Source organism: Herbaspirillum sp. SJZ106 (genome assembly GCF_006715495.1).
Lineage (GTDB): Bacteria > Pseudomonadota > Gammaproteobacteria > Burkholderiales > Burkholderiaceae_D > Herbaspirillum.
Genome location: NZ_VFNI01000002.1, coordinates 1 through 22381 on the forward strand (window position 1 = coordinate 1; position 22381 = coordinate 22381).

The 22381-nt window shown below is 64.4% G+C and carries 22 protein-coding genes; 5 read left to right on the forward strand and 17 right to left on the reverse strand.

Going from position 1 to position 22381, the window contains the following annotated elements; all coding sequences use genetic code 11:
• Positions 1-362: 362 nt before the first annotated feature.
• The 3 genes from FB598_RS05200 to FB598_RS05210 are packed head-to-tail and all read right to left on the reverse strand — an operon-like array spanning position 363 to position 3653.
• Positions 363-1508 carry a J domain-containing protein gene (locus FB598_RS05200; RefSeq protein WP_141914172.1) on the reverse strand — a complete coding sequence of 382 codons (1146 nt, stop codon included), beginning with the start codon at positions 1506-1508 and terminating at the stop codon, positions 363-365.
• A 50-nt stretch (positions 1509-1558) separates the two neighbouring features.
• Positions 1559-2965: a sensor histidine kinase gene (locus FB598_RS05205; RefSeq protein WP_141914171.1), complete on the reverse strand. Its 1407-nt coding sequence runs from the start codon at positions 2963-2965 to the stop codon at positions 1559-1561.
• 4 nt (positions 2966-2969) lie between these two features.
• The gene (locus FB598_RS05210; protein WP_141914170.1) at positions 2970-3653 is read right to left on the reverse strand and encodes a response regulator transcription factor; all 684 of its coding nucleotides are present in this window, start codon (positions 3651-3653) and stop codon (positions 2970-2972) included.
• Positions 3654-3966: 313 nt separating this feature from the next.
• On the opposite strand from FB598_RS05210, the gene phnD reads away from it, so the two are divergent.
• The 5 genes from phnD to glpD all read left to right on the forward strand — a co-directional run bounded on the left by phnD (position 3967) and on the right by glpD (position 9121).
• Positions 3967-4956 (forward strand): phosphate/phosphite/phosphonate ABC transporter substrate-binding protein, encoded by a 990-nt coding sequence (gene phnD / locus FB598_RS05215; RefSeq protein ID WP_141914169.1) that lies wholly within the window; start codon positions 3967-3969, stop codon positions 4954-4956.
• Positions 4957-5115: 159 nt separating this feature from the next.
• A complete protein-coding gene (gene phnC / locus FB598_RS05220) occupies positions 5116-5886 on the forward strand; it encodes a phosphonate ABC transporter ATP-binding protein (RefSeq protein WP_141914168.1) in 771 nt (256 codons plus the stop codon).
• Positions 5883-6686, forward strand: a complete 804-nt coding sequence (gene phnE / locus FB598_RS05225) for a phosphonate ABC transporter, permease protein PhnE (protein ID WP_141914167.1) — start codon at positions 5883-5885, stop codon at positions 6684-6686. The genes phnC and phnE (FB598_RS05225) overlap by 4 nt, the downstream gene beginning before the upstream one ends.
• Positions 6679-7512 carry a phosphonate ABC transporter, permease protein PhnE gene (phnE, locus tag FB598_RS05230; RefSeq protein WP_141914166.1) on the forward strand — a complete coding sequence of 278 codons (834 nt, stop codon included), beginning with the start codon at positions 6679-6681 and terminating at the stop codon, positions 7510-7512. The genes phnE (FB598_RS05225) and phnE (FB598_RS05230) overlap by 8 nt, the downstream gene beginning before the upstream one ends.
• Before the next feature lie 13 nt (positions 7513-7525).
• Positions 7526-9121 carry a glycerol-3-phosphate dehydrogenase gene (gene glpD / locus FB598_RS05235; RefSeq protein ID WP_141914165.1) on the forward strand — a complete coding sequence of 532 codons (1596 nt, stop codon included), beginning with the start codon at positions 7526-7528 and terminating at the stop codon, positions 9119-9121.
• On the opposite strand, the gene FB598_RS05240 is transcribed toward glpD, so the two are convergent.
• The 14 genes from FB598_RS05240 to FB598_RS05305 all read right to left on the reverse strand — a co-directional run bounded on the left by FB598_RS05240 (position 9103) and on the right by FB598_RS05305 (position 22176).
• Positions 9103-9714: a HupE/UreJ family protein gene (locus tag FB598_RS05240; RefSeq protein WP_141914164.1), complete on the reverse strand. Its 612-nt coding sequence runs from the start codon at positions 9712-9714 to the stop codon at positions 9103-9105. The genes glpD and FB598_RS05240 overlap by 19 nt on opposite strands.
• 70 nt (positions 9715-9784) lie before the next feature.
• Positions 9785-10417 carry an urease accessory protein UreG gene (gene ureG, locus FB598_RS05245; RefSeq protein WP_141914163.1) on the reverse strand — a complete coding sequence of 211 codons (633 nt, stop codon included), beginning with the start codon at positions 10415-10417 and terminating at the stop codon, positions 9785-9787.
• A 63-nt stretch (positions 10418-10480) separates the two neighbouring features.
• A complete protein-coding gene (locus FB598_RS05250) occupies positions 10481-11161 on the reverse strand; it encodes an urease accessory protein UreF (protein ID WP_141914162.1) in 681 nt (226 codons plus the stop codon).
• Positions 11162-11166: 5 nt separating this feature from the next.
• Positions 11167-11694, reverse strand: a complete 528-nt coding sequence (gene ureE / locus FB598_RS05255) for an urease accessory protein UreE (protein ID WP_141914161.1) — start codon at positions 11692-11694, stop codon at positions 11167-11169.
• A 5-nt stretch (positions 11695-11699) separates the two neighbouring features.
• The gene (gene ureC, locus FB598_RS05260) at positions 11700-13400 is read right to left on the reverse strand and encodes an urease subunit alpha (RefSeq protein ID WP_141914160.1); all 1701 of its coding nucleotides are present in this window, start codon (positions 13398-13400) and stop codon (positions 11700-11702) included.
• Between the two features lie 4 nt (positions 13401-13404).
• Positions 13405-13725 (reverse strand): urease subunit beta, encoded by a 321-nt coding sequence (locus FB598_RS05265; protein WP_141914159.1) that lies wholly within the window; start codon positions 13723-13725, stop codon positions 13405-13407.
• 22 nt (positions 13726-13747) lie between these two features.
• Positions 13748-14050, reverse strand: coding sequence for an urease subunit gamma (locus tag FB598_RS05270; protein WP_141914158.1), 303 nt, complete (start codon positions 14048-14050; stop codon positions 13748-13750).
• Between the two features lie 69 nt (positions 14051-14119).
• Positions 14120-15043, reverse strand: coding sequence for an urease accessory protein UreD (locus FB598_RS05275; RefSeq protein WP_141914157.1), 924 nt, complete (start codon positions 15041-15043; stop codon positions 14120-14122).
• Between the two features lie 174 nt (positions 15044-15217).
• Positions 15218-15916, reverse strand: coding sequence for an urea ABC transporter ATP-binding subunit UrtE (urtE, locus tag FB598_RS05280; RefSeq protein ID WP_141914156.1), 699 nt, complete (start codon positions 15914-15916; stop codon positions 15218-15220).
• A gap of 4 nt (positions 15917-15920) precedes the next feature.
• Positions 15921-16799, reverse strand: a complete 879-nt coding sequence (urtD, locus tag FB598_RS05285) for an urea ABC transporter ATP-binding protein UrtD (protein ID WP_141914155.1) — start codon at positions 16797-16799, stop codon at positions 15921-15923.
• On the reverse strand, positions 16796-17938 hold the full coding sequence (gene urtC / locus FB598_RS05290; RefSeq protein WP_141914154.1) for an urea ABC transporter permease subunit UrtC: 1143 nt from the start codon (positions 17936-17938) through the stop codon (positions 16796-16798). Before urtC ends, urtD begins: the two co-directional genes overlap by 4 nt.
• Positions 17935-19551 (reverse strand): urea ABC transporter permease subunit UrtB, encoded by a 1617-nt coding sequence (gene urtB / locus FB598_RS05295; protein WP_141914153.1) that lies wholly within the window; start codon positions 19549-19551, stop codon positions 17935-17937. Before urtB ends, urtC begins: the two co-directional genes overlap by 4 nt.
• Before the next feature lie 239 nt (positions 19552-19790).
• Entirely contained in the window at positions 19791-21044 is a 1254-nt protein-coding gene (gene urtA / locus FB598_RS05300) for an urea ABC transporter substrate-binding protein (protein ID WP_141914152.1), read from the reverse strand.
• 304 nt (positions 21045-21348) lie between these two features.
• The gene (locus FB598_RS05305) at positions 21349-22176 is read right to left on the reverse strand and encodes a ferritin-like domain-containing protein (protein ID WP_141914151.1); all 828 of its coding nucleotides are present in this window, start codon (positions 22174-22176) and stop codon (positions 21349-21351) included.
• Positions 22177-22381 lie beyond the last annotated feature (205 nt).

A 22381-nucleotide genomic window follows, 5' to 3' on the forward strand; every position in this document is an offset into this window, starting at 1 on the left:
GCCGCGTTGGGGGAGCGTTTTAGCGTTTAGCCCTTCTGGCTCTGGGCTTCGCTTCGGCTTGGAAGCTTGGGCTGCCTCTGCGAGCGTACCTCCATACCCGCCGCCAAGGCACGCCGTATTCGGTGGCAACCCCTGCATCTACCTCCTTACAGGTCCATACGCATCCCGTCATCACTCCTGGACTGCAGGCGCAGGATCATTCCCGCGTGTGATTCAACATCACTGCCCAGGTTCACCTTGATAAAACCGGCAAGGCCATCCGCCTTCGCTGCGGACAATAGAAAAACCGGCTGATGCCGGCTTCTCCTCTCCCCCGAAGAAATAGGACTTCGCAAGACCAGCAAGAAAACAGCAGCTTTCAGCTATCCACCGCTGATGCCCTGACCTGCCCTGATATTTTTCTTCTCGTCCTTGAGCCAGCGCTTCAACACCTTAAGGTCGGAAAATTTCCCCAGACTGTCTTCCATGACATCGATGCTCGTTTTCACTTCTTCCATGTCGGCACGCAGCGAAGCAATAAGCGTATCCGGCGCCAGGTCCCGGGAAGCCGTCAGGCCGTAGCTGTGAACGAATTGTGCTTCAGTCTGCTGGATTTCTCTCTCAAGCGCCTCTGATTGATTTCGCAACAGGCTGTTGTATTCCCTGAGCCGCTCATCGCCGATATCGTGCAGCGCATCCCGATCGATCTGCTGTAGCTCGATTTGCAGTTCCAGCAATCTCAGCAAGTCCTGCGCGGCATAGGCCTGGTTCAATGACTGCATGAGCGCGGTCTTGCGTATCCGCAATTGCGGATCGGGTTCGCGATCGGGATGCAAGGCGCTGGCCAGCTTGCGATAGATCTCCCGCAGCGGTTGGGCCAGTTCAGCCTGCAATTTTTCCTTGCGTAGTGGGGATTCAGTCGATTTCCCTGCCTTCGCGCGGCCGGCTTTCGACGCCTTTTCATCTTTCCTGCGCGCTCGCGCTTCTTCTTTGGCCGCTTCCCTGGCTTGCTGCTGTGCCAATTTGGCGCGCGCTCGCCGCATCAGTTCTTCCCGCGAACTCACATCAAGATCTTCACCCAGCGACTCGCCGAACATCTGTTCAAGTTCGGCCTTCATGTCAGCCACTTCCAGCGCCACTTCCTGGTCATAGTCGGAAGAACCATGCCGGTTGTAGATTACCTTGAGTTCCGCATCCAATGCCTCGCTGTCAAACTCCCGCAGCAGCCTGAGAACCAATGCCGATATCGTTTGCCGCTCCGAAGAACTGAGTTCCTCATGGCTTTCATGCGCGTCCAGCTTCAATATCAGTTCACGCGCGAGACGGCTGGCAGTCAGGCGCAGCGGGACTAATTCCGCGGCATAGATCTTCTGGAACAATCCGCCTGCCTGCTCCCAGGCGGCAAGCAACTCCCGTTGCCGGCCGATCTGCCGGATCAAGGCATTGAATGCTTCCTGCTCCGTCGACAAGATGGAGCCGGAGCGTGACGCCGCGCTGAGCGCGACAGCCTTGATAGATGATGCAGCCATAAGGGACTAATAAAATAAACGGCGGGTTCCCAGTGTAGCAACCGCTGGCATCAGGAATGCGGAACTATCGGGAACACGACACTGGCATTGAGCCCAACGCAGGTCGCATGGCCGCCTTCGAAGCGGTTATGCAAATTAATGGTGGCGCCCATGGAATCGACGATCTCGCCGCAAATGGTCAGGCCCAGGCCGCCTGAGGAAGAACCGCTGGAAGAAAATGCCTTGAACACGGTATCCATCGCTTCGGGGGCGATGCCGCCGCCGCTGTCCCACACCAGCAATTCGATGCGTTGATTCTCTTGCCGGATGCGTATGCCCAGCCTGCCGCCCGCAGGCGTATGGCGGATCGCGTTATGCAGCAGGTTGGAAATGAGTTCGCTGACCATCCACGGATGGCCCATGACGAACGCCTTGCCGCCCTCCAACTCGAAATCGAGATTCTTCTCAGCGATCAGCGGCGACAGGTCGACCGCCGTCTCGCGCGCCAGCATGCCCAGGTCGCATACCTCCTGCACGCCGCGCCCGCGCAATTGCTCCACCTTGGCCAACGATAGCAACTGGTTGGCCAGGTTGGTCGCACGGTCCACCGTGCCGGACATCTCGGCCAGGATTTCCTGCGCCGGCGCATCGCCGCGCAAGCCGGACTGCAGCTGCGTCTTCAGCACCGCCAGCGGCGTGCGCAACTGGTGCGAGGCATTGGCGACAAAGCGCTGCTGGTGATCCAGCAGGCGGCGCAGGCGCGCCATCAACTGGTTCAGTGCATTGATGAACGGCTGCAATTCGCGTGGCGACATGGGCGGCGCCACCGGCGACAAATCATCGGCGCTACGCTCATCGAGCTGGCGCCGCAGCGCGTCGACCGGTTGCAGCGCGCGCGACACCACATACAGCGTCACCGAGACGATCACCACCAGCAACGCCATCTGGCGCACCAGCGTCTCCCAGAAGATCTTGCGCGCCAGCGCGCTGCGGTTCTCCATGGTCTCGGCTACCTGCACCAGCGCCGTGCCGCGCGGGCCATTGGTCGCTACCGGCTGGAATAGCGCGGCCACGCGCACCGGTGCGCCGTTATAAGTATCTTCATAGATATGCGCCAGCGATGGATAGATGGCGGACCTGTCAGCCTTGCCCGAATAGGCGGGCAAATCGTCATCGCCGTCGAAGAGCTTGCCGTCGAGGTCGTTGATGCGATAGATCATGCGGCTGGAATAGTCGGCCTCGTAGATCTCCAGCGCGGCATAGGGCAGCGAGGCTTTCAGCTCGCCGTTTTCGATGCGCAGCAAGTCGCCGATCGAATGCACCGACGCGATCAGCATGCGATCGTAGGCCGTGTTGACCGACTCCAGCGTATTGCGATACAGCGAGAAGGAATCGATCACGATGAACAGCGCGATCGGCGAGATGATCCAGGCCAGCAGGTAAGTGCGTACCGAGCGGCGGCGCGACAGCAGGCGCATCTTCTCAGTCCCCGTTATCGGCTGGACGTACGCGCAGCAGGTAGCCCAGGCCGCGCAGCGTCATGATCTCGGTGCCGGTGGGCATGAGCTTCTTGCGCAGGCGATGCACCACCACCTCGATGGCCTCGATCTGGGTATTGTCTTCCATCGGGAACACCAGCCTGAACAGGCGTTCCTTGGTCACGGCATGCCCCGGCTTGGCGATCAGCGCCTTTAACAGCGTATGCTCGCGCGGCGTGAATTCCAGCGGATCGTCGTCGCAATAGGCGGCACCCGAACCGCGCTCCAGTTTCAGCCGGCCGCAACGCAGGAAGCCGTCCTCGGCATTGTTCCGGCGGCGCAGCAAGGCGCGGATGCGCGCATCCAGTTCATCCAGGTCGAACGGCTTGGCCAGGTAGTCGTCGGCGCCGGCATTGAGCCCCACCACGCGGTCGCCCACCGCGCCGCGCGCGGTCAGTACGATCACCGGCGTATGGATGTCCTGCGAGCGGATGCGCTGCAGCAGGTGCAAGCCATCCAGGCCGGGGATATTGAGGTCCAGCACCACCAGGTCGCCGATGCCATCCTTGATGTGCGACAGCGCGCTGATGCCGTCGGCGCAATGCGTGACCTGGAAGCCGCGCCGCTCCAGCGCCCTCAGCAAGGCGCGCGACATGTCGATGTCGTCCTCTACCAGCAGGATATGCATGATCTCCGGTGTGGTTCTTGTTGGTCAGCCGCCTTTATACCGCCAAACCGCGCCCGGCGCGAGTCCCGCTGCGGGTGTGGTGGGCGTGGCGGGTATCCTGGGGCCGTTGCCGCGCCCGGCAAATGGACACAGGGCCGCCCTTGAAAGCAGATTGAAAGCCGGCGGAAAGGTCGCTGCAAGGAAAGTGCGGCTTTCATCGGCCGCAGGGTGGCAAAAGCCGCGGCCCTCGCCTACACTCCCGCACATCTTCCGGCATGCGCCCCACATGACGCATGAAATCCGGCAATGACCATAACCATCTTCAGGAGACAGCATGACCCAGCGTCTGATCAAGACCCTGCTCGCCCTGGCCCTCGCCGTTCCGGCGATCGCCTTCGCGCAGGACAATTGCCCCAACCGCGGCGACCTCGACCAGCAATACTGCGACGCCAACAACGACCTGACGGCCGATACCCCGACCGATCCCAAGAAGCTGAAGACCCCCAACACCTTGGTGTTCACCTTCACCCCGGTGGAGGACCCGGCCGTCTACGACAAGATCTTCAAGCCCTTCACCGACTATCTGTCGCAATGCACCGCCAAGAAGGTCGTGTTCTTCCAGGTGCAGTCCAACGCCGCTGAAATCGAAGCGATGCGCTCGGGCCGCCTGCACGTCGGCGGCTTCTCGCCGGGCCCCACCAACTTCGCCGTCAACATCGCCGGCGCCGTGCCGTTCGCCGTGATCGGCGACGCCAAGGGCTACCAGGGCTATACACTCAACGTGATCGTACGCAAGGACAGCACGATCCAGAAGATGACCGACCTCAAGGGCAAGAAAGTCGCGCACACCGCGCCCTCGTCGAACTCCGGCCACATGGCGCCGATGGCCCTGTTCCCCAAGCTGGGCGTGACGCCGGACAAGGACTACAAGGTCATCTTCTCCGGCAAGCATGACCAGTCCATCCTGGGCGTGAACTCGGGCGACTACGACGCCGCCGCGATCGCCTCCGACGTGTTCGACCGCATGGTGGAGCGCGGCGTGATCAAGGCCGAGAACTTCCGCGTGATCTGGCACAGCGAAAAATTCCCGACCCAGGATTTCGCCTACGCGCACGATCTGGAGCCGGTCTTCCGCGACAAGATGCTCAAGTGCTTCTACGATTACCGCTTCACCGATGAGTTGAAGAAGGCCTTCGCCGGCGCCGACCGCTTCTACCCGATCAACTACAAGAAGGACTTCGAAATGGTGCGCTTCGTCGCCCACGCCGCCGGCGAATCCTTCAACCGCGCCGCTTACGACAAGCAGAACTCCGGCAAGAAGTAAGCCGCGTCATCCGCCCACGGCCATGCACGCGCATAGCGGCGTGGGCTGCGCAACAACCGCAACATACCGATTCACGCAACACCGGCCCGGGAGCGATCCCGGGCCGCGGCCGCCTGCGTCCTGCAGCCGCGCCGCGACCACCGAGAGAAAGCTCCGCCCATGTCACACGCCATCGAAATCCAGGGCTTGGTCAAGGAATACAAGCCCGGCCATCCCATCCTCAAAGGCATCGACCTGAAGATCGGCGACGCCGGCCTGGTTGCCATCATCGGCCCTTCCGGCACCGGCAAGTCGACCCTGATCCGCTGCATCAACCGCCTGGTCGACCCCAGCCGCGGCGCCATCTGGTTCGACAGCGAAGGCAGGCGTGTGAACCTGGCCGAACTGCGCGGCCGCGCCCTGCGCGAGGCGCGCCGCCACATCGGCATGGTGTTCCAGGAATACAACCTGGTGGAGCGCCTGTCGGTGATGGAAAACCTGCTCTGCGGCCGCCTCGGTTACGTCAACGCCTGGACCGCATGGCGCCGCAACTTCGCCAAGGAAGACATCGCCCATGCCTTCGAGCTGCTCGATACCGTGGGCCTGGGCAACTTTGCCAACCAGCGCGCCGACGCGCTGTCCGGCGGCCAGCGCCAGCGCGTGGGCATCGCGCGCGCGCTGATGCAGCGCCCGCGCCTGCTGCTGGCCGATGAGCCGACCTCCTCGCTGGATCCCAAGACCTCCTTCGAGATCATTTCGCTGCTGAAGGAACAGGGCCGCGCGCAGAAGATCCCGGTGATCGTCAACATCCACGACGTCGAACTGGCCAAGCGCTACGCCGACCGCATCATCGGCATGTCCGGCGGGCACGTGGTCTACGACGGCAATGCCGAGAACCTGTCCGACGATTTCCTCAAGCAGATCTACGGCGGCGAGGATTGGCTGGCATGAGCACCGTCCTCCATTCCAACAACGGCCGCGTCAGCCTGGCCTTCCGCCCGCAGCTCGCCACCCGCATCGCCGTCTGGCTGATCCTGCTGTACGCGGTCTACGCCGCCACCCAACTGGGCTTTTCGTGGGAGCGTTTTTCCGCGGGACTGGGCAATGGCGCCAAGTTCCTCGGCCGCATGTTCCCGCCTGACGTCAGCAAGGGCGACATCCTGTGGGACGGCATCAAGGAAACCCTGCAGATCGCCGTGCTGGCCTCGCTGTTCGGCATCCTGCTCTCGCTGCCGATCGGCCTGATGGGCGCGCGCAACCTGATGCCGGCCTGGATCTCCTGGCCCGCGCGCGCCTTCGTCTCGGTGTGCCGTTCGCTGCATCCGGTGATCGTCGCCATCCTGTTCGTCAAGGCGGTGGGATTCGGCGCGCTGGCCGGCGTGCTGGCGCTGATCGTGGCCTCGATCGGTTTCATCGGCAAGCTGTTCGCCGAAGCCATCGAAGAGATCTCGATCAAGCAAGTCGAAGCCATCCGCGCCACCGGCGCCTCGTTCATGAACGTGATCCTGTTCGGCGTGCTGCCGCAGGTGCTGTCGCGCTTCGTCGGCTTCTCCACCTACCAGCTCGACTCCAACCTGCGCAATTCGACCATGGTCGGCATCGTCGGCGCCGGCGGCGTGGGCGGCGTGCTGTTCTCCGCCTTCCAGCGCTTCGACTACGATTTCGTGTTCACCATCCTGGTCACCATCATCACCATCATCGTCGTCGGCGAACTGCTGGCGAACTCGGTCAAGAAGGTCTTCCATGTCTGATACCGCACTCCGCAACCCGCAGGCCGCCATCAGTCCGGCCGAGCGCGAATGGCAGCGCCATACGCCGTTGCAGCGCCTGCTGCGCTTCGCCGTCTGGCTGGTCATCGCGGCCGCCGTGGTGCAGTCGCTGCGCTACATCGAGATCATCCCCGAGTTCCTGTACGACGCGCCGGAACAGATGAGCGACATGCTGGGCCGCATGTGGCCCATCGACTGGGATTACTTCGGCACCGATGTGAAGGCCGGCCTGATCGAGACCTTGCATATCGCCACGCTGGGTACGCTGCTGTCGATCGTGCTGGCGATCCCGTTCGGCCTGTTGGTCGCTTCCAACCTGACGCCCCACCGCGGACTCAACTTGTTCGCGCGCATCGTGCTGGTGGCCAGCCGTTCGGTCAATTCGCTGGTGTGGGCGCTGCTGTTCCTGGCGATCTTCGGCCCCGGCCCGCTGGCCGGCACCCTGGCCATTGCCTTCCGCTCGATCGGCTTCGTCGGCAAGATGGCCGGCGAAACCATCGAGCAGATGCCGCGCGGGCCGATCGAAGCGCTGCAGGCCTCGGGGGCTGGCAAGTTCTCCGAGATCTGGTACGGCTACTGGCCGCAGCTGAAACCGGCCTTCATGTCCATCGTGCTGTTGCGCTGGGACATCAACGTGCGTGAATCGGCGGTGCTGGGCATCGTCGGCGCCGGCGGCGTGGGCATGGTGCTCGATACCGCGCTGAACCTGTTCCAGTGGCCGCGCGTGGCAACCGTGCTGGTCTCGATCTTCGCCATCGTCATCGTCACCGAAGTGGCGGTGACGCAGATCCGCAAGCGCGTCCTGTAAGAGGCGATACGGCATGCAAGCACACAGCAAACAATCGGTATCCTTCCCCCTGGAGTGCGACGTCCTGGTCGTCGGCGGCGGCATCAACGGCGCCGGCATCGCGCGCGACGCGGCCGGCCGCGGCCTGTCGGTGGCGCTGTGCGAACAGCACGACCTGGCGGCGCATACCTCGTCGTCGTCGTCCAAGCTGATCCACGGCGGCCTGCGTTATCTTGAGCACTACGAGTTCGGCCTGGTGCGCAAGGCGCTGATCGAGCGCGAGGTGCTGTTGCGCAGCGCCCCGCACATCATGTGGCCGTTGCGTTTCGTCATGCCGCACGACCGCGGCCAGCGCCCGGCCTGGCTGATCCGCCTGGGCATGTTCCTGTACGACCACCTGGCGCGGCGCGAACTGCTGCCGGGCTCGCGCGGGCTGGACCTGCGCCGCCACGCCTCGGGCGCCCCGCTCAAGCCCGAGTTCACGCGCGGCTTCGTGTATTCGGACGGCTGGGTCGACGATGCCCGGCTGGTCGTGCTCAACGCCATGGACGCCGCCGAGAACGGCGCGCGCATTTTCACCCGCACCCGCTGCGAATCCATCGTCCGCCAGGGCGAGCAGTGGCAGGCCAGCCTGCGCCAGGCGGACGGCCACCTGCTGCAGTTGCGCGCGCGCTGCGTGGTCAATGCCAGCGGCCCGTGGGTGGCGCAATTCCTGGGCGAGTCCGCCCATGTGCGTTCCAGCAAGTCGGTGCGGCTGGTCAAGGGCAGCCACATCGTGGTCAGGCGCCTGTTCGAGCACGACCACGCCTACATCTTCCAGAACCCGGACGGCCGCATCGTGTTCGCCATTCCCTATGAGCGCGACTTCACGCTGATCGGCACCACTGACGTCGAGTACCGGGGCGCCACTGAAAACGTCGCCATCTCGGCCGATGAAATCGCCTATCTCTGCACGCTGTCCAACCGCTACTTCAGCAAGCCCATCGCGCCTGCCGACGTGGTGTGGTCATATGCCGGCGTGCGCCCGCTGCTGGAAGACGCGGCGGCCGACGCTTCGGCCGTCACGCGCGACTACCAGCTCGACCTGAACCGGGAAGGCGCGCCGCTCCTGTCGGTGTTCGGCGGCAAGATCACCACCTTCCGCAAGCTGGCCGAAGAGGCGGTCGACATGATCGCGCCGCTGCTGGGCAACAACCGCGCGGCATGGACCGCCGGCGCCTGCCTGCCGGGCGGCGACCTGTTCGGCGCGCTGCCGGAAAATCGTTCGGTGCGCGAGTTCGACGGCTTCGTGCAAGGCTTGCAGGCGCAATACGCCTGGTTGCCGCCGCAACTGCTGCGCCGCTATGCGCGCGCCTACGGCAGCCGCACGCATACACTGCTCAAGGGCCGCGGCAAGCTCGAAGAGATGGGGGAGGAAATCCTCGCCGGGCTGTACGCCGCCGAGGTGGACTATCTGGTGCGCCACGAGTGGGCCACCTGCGCCGCCGACATCCTGTGGCGGCGCTCCAAGCTCGGCCTGCATCTGCCCAAGGGCAGCGAGACCGTGCTGGATGGCTGGCTGGCCGCGCCAGGCGGCCGCCGTTCAGAACAAGACGCGGATCAGGACGCGCTTCAGGCCGCCAGCAGGTAAGCGCCCACGGCGGCGATGCCCACGCCGCCGATGCGCACTACGCGGTCGGCCATCTGGCGGCCGGCCACCACCCCCACCACCAGGCCGGCCGCATGCAGCAGTGCGGTGGCCAGGATGAAGCCGATGCCGTACATCGCGGCCGACGAGCCGTGCGGCAGTTCAGCGCCGTGCGCATAGCCGTGGAACAGTGCAAACAGCGATACCACCAGGGTGCTGCCCCACAGCGGCATGCGCACCGCGAACGCGATCAGCAAGCCCAGTACCGCCACCGAAGCGGCGATGCCGGTTTCCACCGCCGGCACGCTCAGGCCGGCGATCGCCAGCAGCGCGCCCGCCACCATCATCAGCGGAAAGGCCAGCGGCAACACCCACAGTGTGCGCTGCTTGTTCTGCGCGGCCCACAGGCCAACCGCCAGCATGGCCAGCAGGTGGTCGATGCCCGAGAACGGATGTTCGAAGCCGCTCATGAAGCTGGCCGAGGCGTGCATCACCGAATCCGGATGGCCGGGGTGCGCCGCCGCCGAACCGGCTGCCAGCGCGGTCACGGCCAGCATGCCCAGGCGGGCGCGGTGTTTGGTCGAGAGTGCAAACATGTTTTCTCCTTGTGCGTAGCTGAAATCAAATCGTCTGAAATCGTTGGATGGGGCGGCGCAGCGCGGCGCCTCAGTTCTTCGGCTTGTTGTCCAGCAGGCCCTGCTTGCGGATGTAGTCGATCACCTTTTCCACACCGTCGCCGCTGCGCAGGTTGGTGAAGACGAAGGGGCGCTCGCCGCGCATGCGCTTGGCATCGGCCGCCATGATATCCAGATTGGCGCCGACATACGGCGCCAGGTCGGTCTTGTTGATGATCAGCAGATCCGAACGAGTGATGCCGGGGCCGCCCTTGCGCGGAATCTTCTCGCCGCCGGCCACGTCGATCACGTAGATGGTCAGGTCCGACAGTTCCGGGCTGAAGGTGGCGGCCAGGTTGTCGCCGCCGGACTCCACCAGGATCAGGTCGAGGTCGGGGAAGTCGGCGCTCATGCGCGCGATCGCCTCCAGGTTGATCGAGGCGTCCTCGCGGATGGCCGTGTGCGGGCAGCCGCCGGTCTCCACGCCCATCAGGCGCTCGGCTGGCAGCGCATCGGCGCGCAGCAGGATCTCCATGTCTTCCTTGGTATAGATGTCATTGGTGATGACGGCCATGTCGTAGCGGTCGCGCATGCGCTTGCACAGCATTTCGCACAGCGCCGTCTTGCCGGAGCCGACCGGGCCGCCGATGCCCACGCGCAGCGGATTGGAAGTGGGATTGCTCATATGTTCGGTCTCTTGGTGGTGTTGAATGTTCGGGTTGGCATCCTGGGCGATATCAGGTCGATATCAAGATCGGTAGATGCGGCTGTACTGCACCTCGTGCTGCATCGACAGCAGCGACAGGCCGGGCGACCAGTTCGACAGTTCGTCGTCTGGCAGCGCCTGCGCCGTGGCCGCCGCCCGTTCCAGTTCGGGCCGCAGCGCCAGCAGCATGCGCTGGCCGGCGACCTGGCCCAGCGGCACGGTCTTCACGCAGGCCAGCACCTGGTTCTCGGCCCAGGAAAACAGCATGCCCAGCACCGCTTCGGCCAGCGGCACCTCCAGCGCCACGGCGGCGAACGCCAGCGCGGTGGGCAGCGGTATCTCGGGTTGCGCCTGCAGGATCGCCAGCAGCTCGGCGTCGCCCAGCTTGAGGTCGGCGGCCAGCTTGCCCAGCGAATAGCCCATCTGGATCGTCTCGGCGCGGAATTCCGAGGTGTCGCGCGCGGCCGTGAAGCGCTCGCTCCACAGCGCGACCGCCGCGGCGTCGCGACTCTGGAACGCCTGCATCAGGCGCAGGAAGACCGGCGCCTCGAAGCGCGCCACCACTTCATGCAAGGCTTGCGCGATCCAGGCCTTGGCGCCGGCCTCGTTGCTCACGCTGCCGTTCTCGATGGCCGCTTCCAGTCCTTGCGAATAGCTGTATGCGCCAATCGGCAGCGATGGGCTCGACAGCTGCAGCAAGTGGAGCAGGGCGGTGGCTTGCATGGCGTTCAGGATGGCTGCGGATCGTTGGGGCGATGGATCTTCTGGCGCAGCGGGATCGGCGCCAGCGGGTTGTGGTGGTCATCGCCATGATGGTGATGGCCGCCGCCATAGGCGCCCGCTTCCGGCTCGAACGCGGCCTGCTCTTCGGACACGCGCGCGCCCAGGCCTTCCAGCATTTCCTTGAGCACCGGATCCTTGCGGATGCGCAGGAAACCGGCGCCGCCCTCGTGGCCGATGTGCGCCTGCGTATGGCGATTGCCGAGGTGGAAGGCGCAGCGCAGCAGCAGGTGCGCATCGGCGGCGTCGACGCGGTAGGTTGGCTCCAGCGCGGCGGTGATCTTCACCACGCGGCCGTCGTCGCCGCGCAGCAGGTCGCCGTCGCGCAGCACCGTGCCGCGCAGCGTGAACACTGCCGCATCCTCGCCGGAAACCAGGGTGGCGCGCAGGCGGCTCTTCTCGCGCTGGTCATACGGCAGCACCAGTTCGCCATCGATCCGGTCGGCCTGTTCGATCTTGGTATTGAGTGTCAGCATAGGTATCAAAACAGGAAATAACGTTGCGCCAGCGGCAGCGACCTGGCCGGTTCGCATACCAGCAATTCGCCGTCGGCGCGCACTTCATAGGTTTCGGAATCGACTTCCATCTTCGGCGTGGCGCCGTTGTGGATCATGTCGCTCTTGCGCAGGTTGCGCATGTTCTTCACCGCCACCAGCGGTTTGTTCAGCTTCAACTGCTCGCCGATGCCGGCGTTGAAGGCCGCCTGCGAGACGAAGGTCATCGAGGTCTTCAGGCCGCCGCCGTAGGCGCCGAACATCATGCGGTAGTGTACCGGCTGCGGGGTCGGGATGGAGGCGTTGGGGTCGCCCATCTGGGCCGCCGCGATCATGCCGCTTTTCAGGATCATCGACGGCTTGGCGCCGAAGAAGGCCGGCTTCCACAGCACGATGTCGGCGATCTTGCCGATCTCCAGCGAACCCACCACATGCGAGACGCCGTGCGTGATGGCCGGATTGATGGTGTACTTGGCGATGTAGCGCTTGATGCGGAAGTTGTCGTTGCGCGACGGGTCTTCCTTCAGGGAACCGCGCTGCACCTTCATCTTGTGCGCGGTCTGCCAGGTGCGCATGATCACTTCGCCCACGCGGCCCATGGCCTGCGAATCGGACGACATCATCGAGATCGCGCCGATGTCGTGCAGGATATCTTCGGCCGCGATCGTCTCGCGCCGGATGCGCGATTCGGCGAAGGCGATGTCTTCGGCAATCGCCGGGTCGAGGTGGTGGCACACCATCAGCATGTCGAGGTGCTCGTCCAGCGTGTTGACGGTGAACGGCCGGGTCGGGTTGGTGGAGGAGGGCAGCACATTGCCTTGCCCCACCGCCGCGATGATGTCGGGCGCGTGGCCGCCGCCCGCGCCTTCGGTGTGGAAGGTGTGGATGGTGCGATCCTTGAAGGCGGCCAGCGTGTGTTCCAGGAAGCCGCCTTCGTTCAGCGTATCGGTGTGGATCGCCACCTGGATATCCATGCGGTCGGCCACCGTCAGGCAGTTGTCGATGGCGGCCGGGGTCGAACCCCAGTCCTCGTGCAGCTTGAGGCCGATGGCGCCGGCGCGGACCTGTTCCTCCAGCGGCAGCGGCAGGCTGACGTTGCCCTTGCCGAGGAAGCCCAGGTTCATCGGGAAGGCATCGGCCGCCGCCAGCATCGAATGGATGTGCCACGGGCCGGGCGTGCAGGTGGTGGCCGCGGTGCCCACCGCAGGCCCCGTGCCGCCGCCGATCATGGTGGTCACGCCGCTCATCAGCGCTTCCTCGATCTGCTGCGGGCAGATGAAATGGATGTGGCTGTCGATGCCGCCGGCGGTGACGATCATGCCTTCGCCGGCGATGATCTCGGTGGCGCCGCCGATGGCCATGGTCACGCCCGGCTGGATGTCCGGATTGCCGGCCTTGCCGATGCCGGCGATCTTGCCCGACTTGATGCCGATGTCGGCCTTGACGATGCCCCAATGGTCGACGATGAGCGCATTGGTGATGACGGTATCCATCACGTCGGCGTGTGCGCGCTGCGACTGGCCCATGCCGTCGCGGATCACCTTGCCGCCGCCGAACTTCACTTCCTCGCCGTAGATCGTGTAATCCTTTTCCACTTCCAGGAACAGCTCGGTATCGGCCAGGCGCACGCGGTCGCCGGTGGTGGGGCCGAACATCTCGGCATAGGCCGAACGGGAGATCTTGCTCATCGTCTTACCCTTTCCGTTGCTTGAGGCCGCCCATCACCAGCGCGTTGAAACCATAGACGCGGCGCTCGCCCGCCAGCGCCACCAGCTCGACCGTGCGCTGCTGGCCCGGCTCGAAACGCACCGCGGTGCCGGCGGCGATGTTGAGGCGCATGCCGTAGGCCGCGTCGCGCTCGAACAGCAGCGCCGGGTTGGTCTCATAGAAGTGGAAATGCGAACCGACCTGGATCGGCCGATCGCCGCTGTTGGCCACGGTGATGGTGGCGGTGGCGCGGCCGACATTGAGTTCGATGTCGCCGGGCTCGACCAGCATTTCGCCTGGGATCATGGCGTGCTCCTGTGTCAGAAATTCAAGGGATCGGATGGTGGACGGTCACCAGCTTGCTGCCGTCCGGGAAGGTGGCTTCCACCTGGATATCGGGGATCATTTCCGGCACCCCTTCCATGACATCGGCGCGCGTGAGGATGGTGGCGCCTTCGGCCATCAGTTCGGCCACGGTCTTGCCGTCGCGCGCGCCTTCCATGATGGCGGCGGTGATCAGCGCCACCGATTCCGGATAGTTCAGCTTCAGCCCGCGCGCGCGGCGGCGTTCGGCCAGCAGCGCCGCGGTGAAGATCAGCAGCTTGTCTTTTTCCCTTGGTGTCAGTTCCATGTTGGCTCCCGGCCGGCTTGCGGCCTTCAGGTTCTACGAATGTTCTAGGGTTGGATGCTTCTTGTGTATTCAGGTATTCCAGATGCGCGGTATGGCCGCATCGCGCCGCATGAGCGGCGGGCGCAGCACATGCCACGCCGCGTGCAGCCATTGCCGCGCCACCTGGCTGGATTGACCCATGTAGCGCGCCACCAGCACCTGCTTCATCAGCGTGGCGCCGCTGCGGCCTTCCAGCGCCAGCGCGCCGATGGTCTCGCGCAAGGCGCCCAGCAGGGCATTGTCCATGCCGTCGCCTACCGCGACCAGGGTGGCGCACACGGTCTGGCCATCCAGCGCCAACGGGCCGTGCATGGCGCCGGCTTCGGCTTGCAGCTTGCCCTGTTCGAACCATACCAGCTTGCCGCCGCGGCGGATGGCGGTGCGCTGGCCGACGCTGCCGCTGTTGAAGCGCTCGCCGGAGGCGGTGCGGCCGAAGCACAGGATCTCGGCGCCGATATAGGCGGCATTCGCGGCCAGTTCGACCTCGTGCTCCATGCGCACGTCGGCGGCATCGAAGAAGATGGTTTCCTGCGGCAGCCATTCCAGCGTCGCACCGGCGCCGGCCCGCAGCGATACCGCCTGGCGCGAGACGCCGCCATTGGCGCGGTACCACTTGCCGGCGCCCGGCGTGGTCAGCAGCGCATGGGCGCCGTCGCCAAGCTCGGCCGCGATCGCCAGCTGGTCGCCGCCGACGATGCCGCCGGGCGGATGCACGATGATGGCGTGGCACACCGCGGGCGTTTCGGGGTACAGCGGTTTTTGCACGCGTAGCGGGCCGAAGTGCTGGCGCCGCGTCAGGCGCGTGGTGCCGGCGTCATCGGTGAAGCCCAGCAGCAGGCGGGCGTGGTCCGGCGCGTGTTTTTGCTCAGCATGCGCAGCGCTCCCTCCTGTCGCGGCGACGGGAAGGGGCGGGGACGTGCTGGCGGCGTCGGCTTGGCCGGAAATGCGTTTCATACAAAGACGACAATGCTGGAGTTCGGGCTGGAATTCGGAACGGGCGGCAACGCCGCGCGCCGGGAAGTTGAACGCTCCCTGCGCGCACGGCATGAAGATGCGTTGTTATAGCAGACCTGCCGCAAAAACGCATGCCTTGCCGAAGCGGCATGCGCGGCGGCGGGGCCGCCGGCGTTACACCGCCAGGTGTTTCTTGACGTTCTCGTCATCCATCTGGTCTTGCGTGCCGGCCGCCACCACTTCGCCGCGCGACATCACGGCAAAGGTGTCGGCCAGCTCGCGCGCGAAATCGAAATATTGTTCGCACAGCAAAATGCCGATATCGCCGCGCTGACGCAACAGGCTGATGACGCGGCCGATATCCTTGATGATCGAAGGCTGGATGCCTTCGGTTGGCTCATCCAGGATGATCAGCTTGGGCTCGGCCAGCAAGGCGCGGGCGATCGCCAGTTGCTGCTGCTGGCCGCCGGAGAGGTCGCCGCCGCGCCGGTGCAGCATTTCCTTCAGCACCGGGAACAGCTCGTAGACCTCGCCCTTGATCATCGAGGCCTTGCGGCCGGACTTGGTGGCCATGCCCATGAGCATGTTCTCTTCCACCGTCAGGCGCGCGAAAATCTCGCGGCCCTGCGGCACGTAGGCGATGCCGAGCTTGGCGCGCTGGTGCGGCTTGAGTTTGGTGATGTCGTGGCCGTCGAACGTGACGTTGCCCCTGGCCACCGGCAGCACGCCCATCAGGCATTTGAGCAGCGTGGTCTTGCCCACGCCGTTGCGTCCCAGCAGCGACAGGCACTTGCCCTTTTCGACGTTGAGCGACACCCCGCGCAGCGTGTGCGCGGCGCCGTAGTACTGGTTCAGTTGGTTGACTTGCAGCATAGTGTTAACGCCCCAGATAGACTTCGATCACGCGTTCGTTGGACTGCACCTGCTGCATGTTGCCTTCGGCCAGCACCGAACCCTCGTGCAGCACCGTGACCTTGCCGCCCTGCGCGATCTCCTCGACGAAACCCATGTCGTGCTCCACCACCATGATCGAATGCTTGCCGCGCAGCTCGTTCAACAGTTCGGCGGTGCGCACGGTCTCGGCGTCGGACATGCCGGCCACCGGTTCGTCCAGCAGCAGCAATTGCGGTTCCTGCATCAGCAGCATGCCGATTTCCAGCCATTGCTTCTGGCCGTGCGAGAGCAGGCCGGCCAGGCGGTTTTCCTGGCCGTTCAAGCGGATCAGCTTGAGGATCTCCTCGATCTTGCAGATCTGTTCCGACGACAGGCGCGCGAACAGCGTGGTCTTGACGCGCTTGTCCATCTTCATCGCCAGCTCCAGGTTTTCGAACACCGTGTGCTGCTCGAACACGGTAGGACGCTGGAACTTGCGGCCGATGCCGGCGTGCGCGATCTCGTACTCGGTCATTCGCGTCAGGTCGATGCTCTGGCCGAAGAAGGCGGTGCCGGCGGTCGGCCGCGTCTTGCCGGTGATCACGTCCATCATGGTGGTCTTGCCGGCGCCGTTGGGACCGATGATGCAGCGCAGTTCGCCCACCGAGATGTCGAGGTTGAGGTTGTTGATGGCGCGGAAGCCGTCGAACACGACCGAAATGTTTTCCAGGTAGAGGATGGCGCCGTGGATGGTGTCCACGCCTTCGGGTTTGATGCGTTCGTAGGACGTGCCGTGGTCGGCGTGCGGCGTGTCGACATTGCCGCCCAAGCCGCCGATGCCGGCCGGGGCGCTGGGCGCCTTGCCCGGTTCGATTGCGCTCATGCTGCCTCCTTGGTCGCGGCCTCGCCTTCGCCGGCTGGCGAGGGCGGCGCGTCGCGCTTTTTCAGTTTCTGGATCAAGCCGACGATGCCCTGCGGCAGGAACAGCGTGACCAGGATGAAGATCAGGCCCAGCGCATACAGCCACAGGTCGGGGAAAGCCGCGGTGAACCAGCTCTTGAGGCCATTGACGGTGAACGCGCCGATGATCGGGCCCAGGAGCGTGCCGCGTCCGCCCACCGCGGCCCAGATCACCATCTCGATCGAGTTGGCCGGCGACATTTCCGAGGGGTTGATGATGCCCACCTGCGGCACGTAGAGGGCGCCGGCGATGCCGCAGATCACGGCCGACAGCGTCCACACGAACAGCTTGAACCACAGCGGGTTGTAGCCGATGAACATCAGGCGCGACTCGGAATCGCGCACGCCCTGCAGCACCCGGCCCAGCTTGGAAGTGACGATCAGGCGGCACAGGAACAGCGCGCCGAACAGCAGCGCCAGCGTTACCAGGTAGAGGGCTGCCTTGGTGCCCGGCGCGGTGATGGTGAAGCCGAGGATGCGCTTGAAGTCGGTGAAGCCGTTGTTGCCACCGAAGCCGGTGTCGTTGCGGAAGAACAGCAGCATGAAGGCGAAGGTCATCGCTTGCGTGATGATCGAGAAGTACACGCCCTTGATGCGCGAACGGAAGGCGAAATAGCCGAACACGAACGCCAGCAGGCCAGGCACCAGCACCACCAGCAGCATGGCGAACCAGAAGTGCTCGGTCATCCACCAGTACCACGGATAGGCCTTCCAGTTGAGGAACACCATGAAGTCCGGCAGGTCGCTCTGGTACACGCCGTCGCGGCCGATGGCGCGCATCAGGTACATGCCGTGCGCATAGCCGCCCAGCGCGAAGAACACGCCATGGCCCAGCGACAGGATGCCGGTATAGCCCCACACCAGGTCCAGCGCCAGCGCCGCCATGGCATAGCACATGAACTTGCCGACCAGGGCGATAGTGTAGCCCGACACATGCAGCGCGCTGCCCTCGGGGAAGGCCAGGTTGCACAGCGGCAGCAGCGCCAGGATCACGGTGCAGACCACGATGCCGGTCCAGGCGGGCCTGGAAAATAAAGAGGGTCGCATGATCATGGCGTTCATTCCACGCTCCTTCCCTTGAGTGCGAAGAGTCCCTGCGGACGCTTCTGGATGAAGACGATGATGAATACCAGGATGGCGATCTTGGCCAATACCGCGCCGGCCACCGGTTCCAGGAACTTGTTGACTTCACCGAGGCCGAATGCCGCGATCACGGTACCGGCCAGCTGGCCGACGCCGCCCAGCACCACCACCATGAAAGAGTCGACGATATAGCCCTGGCCGAGGTCGGGGCCGACGTTGCCCAGCTGCGACAGCGCCACGCCGCCCAGGCCGGCGATGCCGCAGCCCAGGCCGAAGGTCATCATGTCGATCTTGCCGGTGGACACGCCCACGCAGTCGGCCATGCGGCGGTTCTGCGTGACCGCGCGCACGAACAGGCCCAGGCGCGTCTTGTTGAGGATCAGCCACACCGCGAACACCACGAACAGCGCGAAGAACACGATCACGATGCGGTTGTAGGACAGCACCAGCGACCCCAGCACGGTGACGCCGCCCGACATCCAGCTCGGGTTGGCGACCTCGACGTTCTGCGCGCCGAAGATGGAGCGCACGCCCTGCATCAGCATCAGGCTGATGCCCCAGGTGCACAGCAGGGTTTCCAGCGGACGGCCATAGAGCCAGCGGATCACCAGGCGCTCCAGCGCGATGCCGACCGCGCCGGCGACGATGAATGCCGCCGGCAATGCCACCACGAGATAAGCGTCGATGGCGCCGGGGAAGTATTTGCGGAACACCAGCTGGCACACATAGGTGGTGTAGGCGCCGATCATCAGCAGCTCGCCGTGCGCCATGTTGATGATGCCCATCAGGCCGAAGGTGATGGCCAGGCCCAGCGCCGCCAGCAGCAGCACGCTGCCCAGCGAGATGCCGTAGAACAGCTTGCCGGCGAAATCGACGATCGACAGGTGGCGCTCCAGCGCCGCCAGCGTGCGCACGGCTTCGATCCGCACGCCTTCGTCGGGTTCGAGGTAGCTGCCGTCGGGGTTTTTGGCCAGCATCTGTTGCAGCGCGGGTTTGAGCGATGCGTTGGTGGTGTCGCCCAGGGTTTTCACCGCGGCGCGCCGGGTGGCGGGATCGGGCGCATGCAGGTTGGCGGTGGCCTGCACTTGCTGCAGCACGTCCTTGATCTGCGGATCGGTTTCCTTGGCCAGCGCCTTTTCGATCAGCGGCAGCTGCGCCGGATCGGCATTCTTGAGCAGGTCGGCAGCGGCCGCCAGGCGGATGTTGCGCTCCTGGGACAGCAGTTTCAGTCCCGACATCGCGCCTTCGACCGCGCCGCGCAGGCGGTTGTTGACGGTGATGCCTTCGGCATCGTCCGGCGCCGGGCCGCTCTGGCCGGTGGCCGGGTTGAAGGCGTTGCCGGCATCGTCGACGATCAGCACCTCGCCGGCCGGCGTGGCGTACAGCGCGTCGCTGTTCAGGGCATTGAGGATCTTCGCCGCGTCATCATTGGCGAGCGCGGCAATCTTGTTGACCGCCTCGATGCGGGCATCGGGATCGTCTCCTCCCAAGGGTTTCAACAGATCCGGCGCGATGGCGGCGCCGGCGGCCAGCGCGTGTGCGCAGAGCCACATCGCGAGCATCGCGCGTAAGAGCTTGAAGGCTGTTTTCATTTTTGGTTCTGGTCCCGGCGCTGCCGGACGTAGGGCGATATGCCGGACGGCGGGCGGCAGGCACAGCGGGAAGCGGCTGTTTTGTCGTGGTGGGTGTGACCGCTGGACTGGCGGCGCGCCTTCGATACGCCGCGCTGCGGCTGCCCAGTCCGAACGGGCGGTGGGTATAACAGGTCCCGTTCGGACTGGGTAGCGGCGTAGCCGCGTATCGCAGGCGCACCCCAGCGCCATGACTGCAATTACATCTTCTGCTTGCCTTCGTTGCCCGGGATATACGGGCTCCACGGTTGCGCCCGGATCGTGCCCTTGGTCTTGTTGACCACGTTGAACTGGCCATCGGCCTTGATCTCGCCGATCATCACCGGCTTGTGCAGGTGGTGGTTGGTCTTGTCCATTTCCAGCGTGTAGCCGGACGGCGCCTTGAAGGTCTGGCCACCCATGGCCGCGATCACCTTGTCGGTGTCGGTCGACTTGGCCTTTTCCACCGCCTGCTTCCACATGTAGATGCCGACGTAGGTCGCTTCCATCGGATCGTTGGTCACCACGGTGTCGGCGTTGGGCAGGCCCTTGGCCTTGGCATAGGCTTTCCACTTCTTGATGAAGGCGGCGTTGACCGGGTTCTTCACCGATTCGAAGTAGTTCCAGGCCGCCAGGTGGCCCACCAGCGGCTTGGTGTCGACGCCGCGCAGTTCCTCTTCACCCACCGAGAACGCCACCACCGGCACGTCGGTCGCCTTCAGGCCGGCGTTGCCCAGCTCCTTGTAGAACGGCACGTTGGAGTCGCCGTTGATGGTGGAGATCACCGCGGTCTTGCCGCCGGCCGCGAACTTCTTGATGTTGGCGACGATGGTCTGGTAATCGGAGTGGCCGAACGGGGTGTAGACCTCGTCGATGTCGGAATCCTTCACGCCCTTGCTGTGCAGGAAGGCGCGCAGGATCTTGTTGGTGGTGCGCGGGTAGACATAGTCGGTGCCCAGCAGCACGAAGCGCTTGGCACCGCCGCCTTCTTTCGACATCAGGTATTCGGTGGCCGGGATCGCCTGCTGGTTCGGCGCCGCGCCGGTGTAGAACACGTTCTTCTCCAACTCTTCGCCTTCATACTGCACCGGGTAGAACAGCAGGCTGTTCAATTCCTTGAACACCGGCAGCACCGACTTGCGCGACACCGAGGTCCAGCAGCCGAACACCACCGAGACCTTGTCCTGCGAAATCAGCTGGCGCGCCTTTTCGGCGAACAGCGGCCAGTTGGATGCCGGGTCGACCACCACCGGTTCCAGCTTCTTGCCCATCACGCCGCCGGCGGCGTTGATTTCATCGATGGTCATCAGCGCCACGTCCTTCAACGAGGTTTCCGAGATCGCCATGGTGCCGGAGAGGGAATGCAGGATGCCGACCTTGATGGTGTCCGCAGCGAAGGCGGACGGAAGCCAGGACGATGCGGCCAGTGCGAATGCGCCAAGTGCAGTTGCTTTCAGTACGGTACGACGTGACATGGTTGCTCCCTCAGAGAATAGAGTTGGAAGAGTTTTTCTGACTGCCTTGTCGCTTTAGCAGAATGCGTGCCAATGATGGGGCGCGGGTGGCCGCATGCATCAAAGCGGGGCGGGGGAGGGCGAGGGAGGGGCAACAATGTTGCCAATGGGCGTAAATTTACGCACCAAATATGGGAAGTTTTGTCGGCAAGGCCAGGATCCGGCCAGCGCTTTCACCAAGCTGGCGCTGACGCGTGCGCGAAGTTGGGGCGCGCGGCGGGCCGGCATGGCCATTGTCATGCCGGCGAGGCGGGAGTGAGGCGGTTCAGCGCAGCAGTACGTGCCGCATGAACTGGCGGATCGGGAACTCGATCATGTTCTGCACCATGACGGGCAGCTCCAGCGGCCGCATGATCATCTTGATCGTAGTTTCCGGCTTGAGGTTGATGCGCACCGTGCGGCTCATCCGCGATGCCAGCTCCTTCAGGCGCGCCGGGTCGGCCGCCAGGTCCGGGCGGTGCGCTTTCACCACATGGCGGATGGCGCAGTCGGCGTCTTCGTTCTTCAGTTCCAGCGTGCGCCGGCCGAGCGTGCCGAGCACGCGCGAACGGCCGATCTTCTCCAGGCGGCGGTAGCGCCGGAAGTATTGGTAGAAGTGCTTGTAATGGTTCACCTCATCGTTGGCGATGAGCCCGGCCAGTTGTTTCAGTACCGGCTCATCGGTAGCGCGCGCCAGCGCCCGGTAGTAAGTCGCGGTGCCGGTCTCGACCACGCAACGGGCGGCCAGCTCCTGGGCGCGGGTGGATTCCAGCAGTTCCACCTTGCAATATTGCGAATACTCATCAAGGAAGCTCGCGTAGGCGCGTTCCCATGCGAACTCCGGCCATACATATGCGACATAGGCGCGCAACGCGGCCCCGTGCTGCAGTTCCTCGCGCTCCCATTGTTCGCGCAGCCAGCTTTCCACCTCATCGTCGCCGCGGTAATACTCGACCAGGTTGTGGGTATAGAGGTCGGAGCCGCTTTCGACGAAGGAAGCGCAGGCCACGAGGTAGAACAGATTCTCATCCTTGCGGGCACGCGCGGTGTCGATGCGTGCGAAATCGATATCCTCGATGGTCCAGTGCGTTTTTGCTTCACGGCGTATGGTCATTTGCTTGTCCTCGGCGTGGTTGGCATCAAGGTATGATGCAGCACGGTATCTTTGGTTCAGGCAATGGCCGTCGCCTTGCGTTTCTTTGCATGTCGGCGCGTATTTGGGCCAGTTGTCAGGCCTGTGTCAGCGCACGTCCGGTTTCCCTTGCCTGAAGGAAAATGGCTGAGGACTTATAATGACCGACTCACTTCACCGGCCGTCC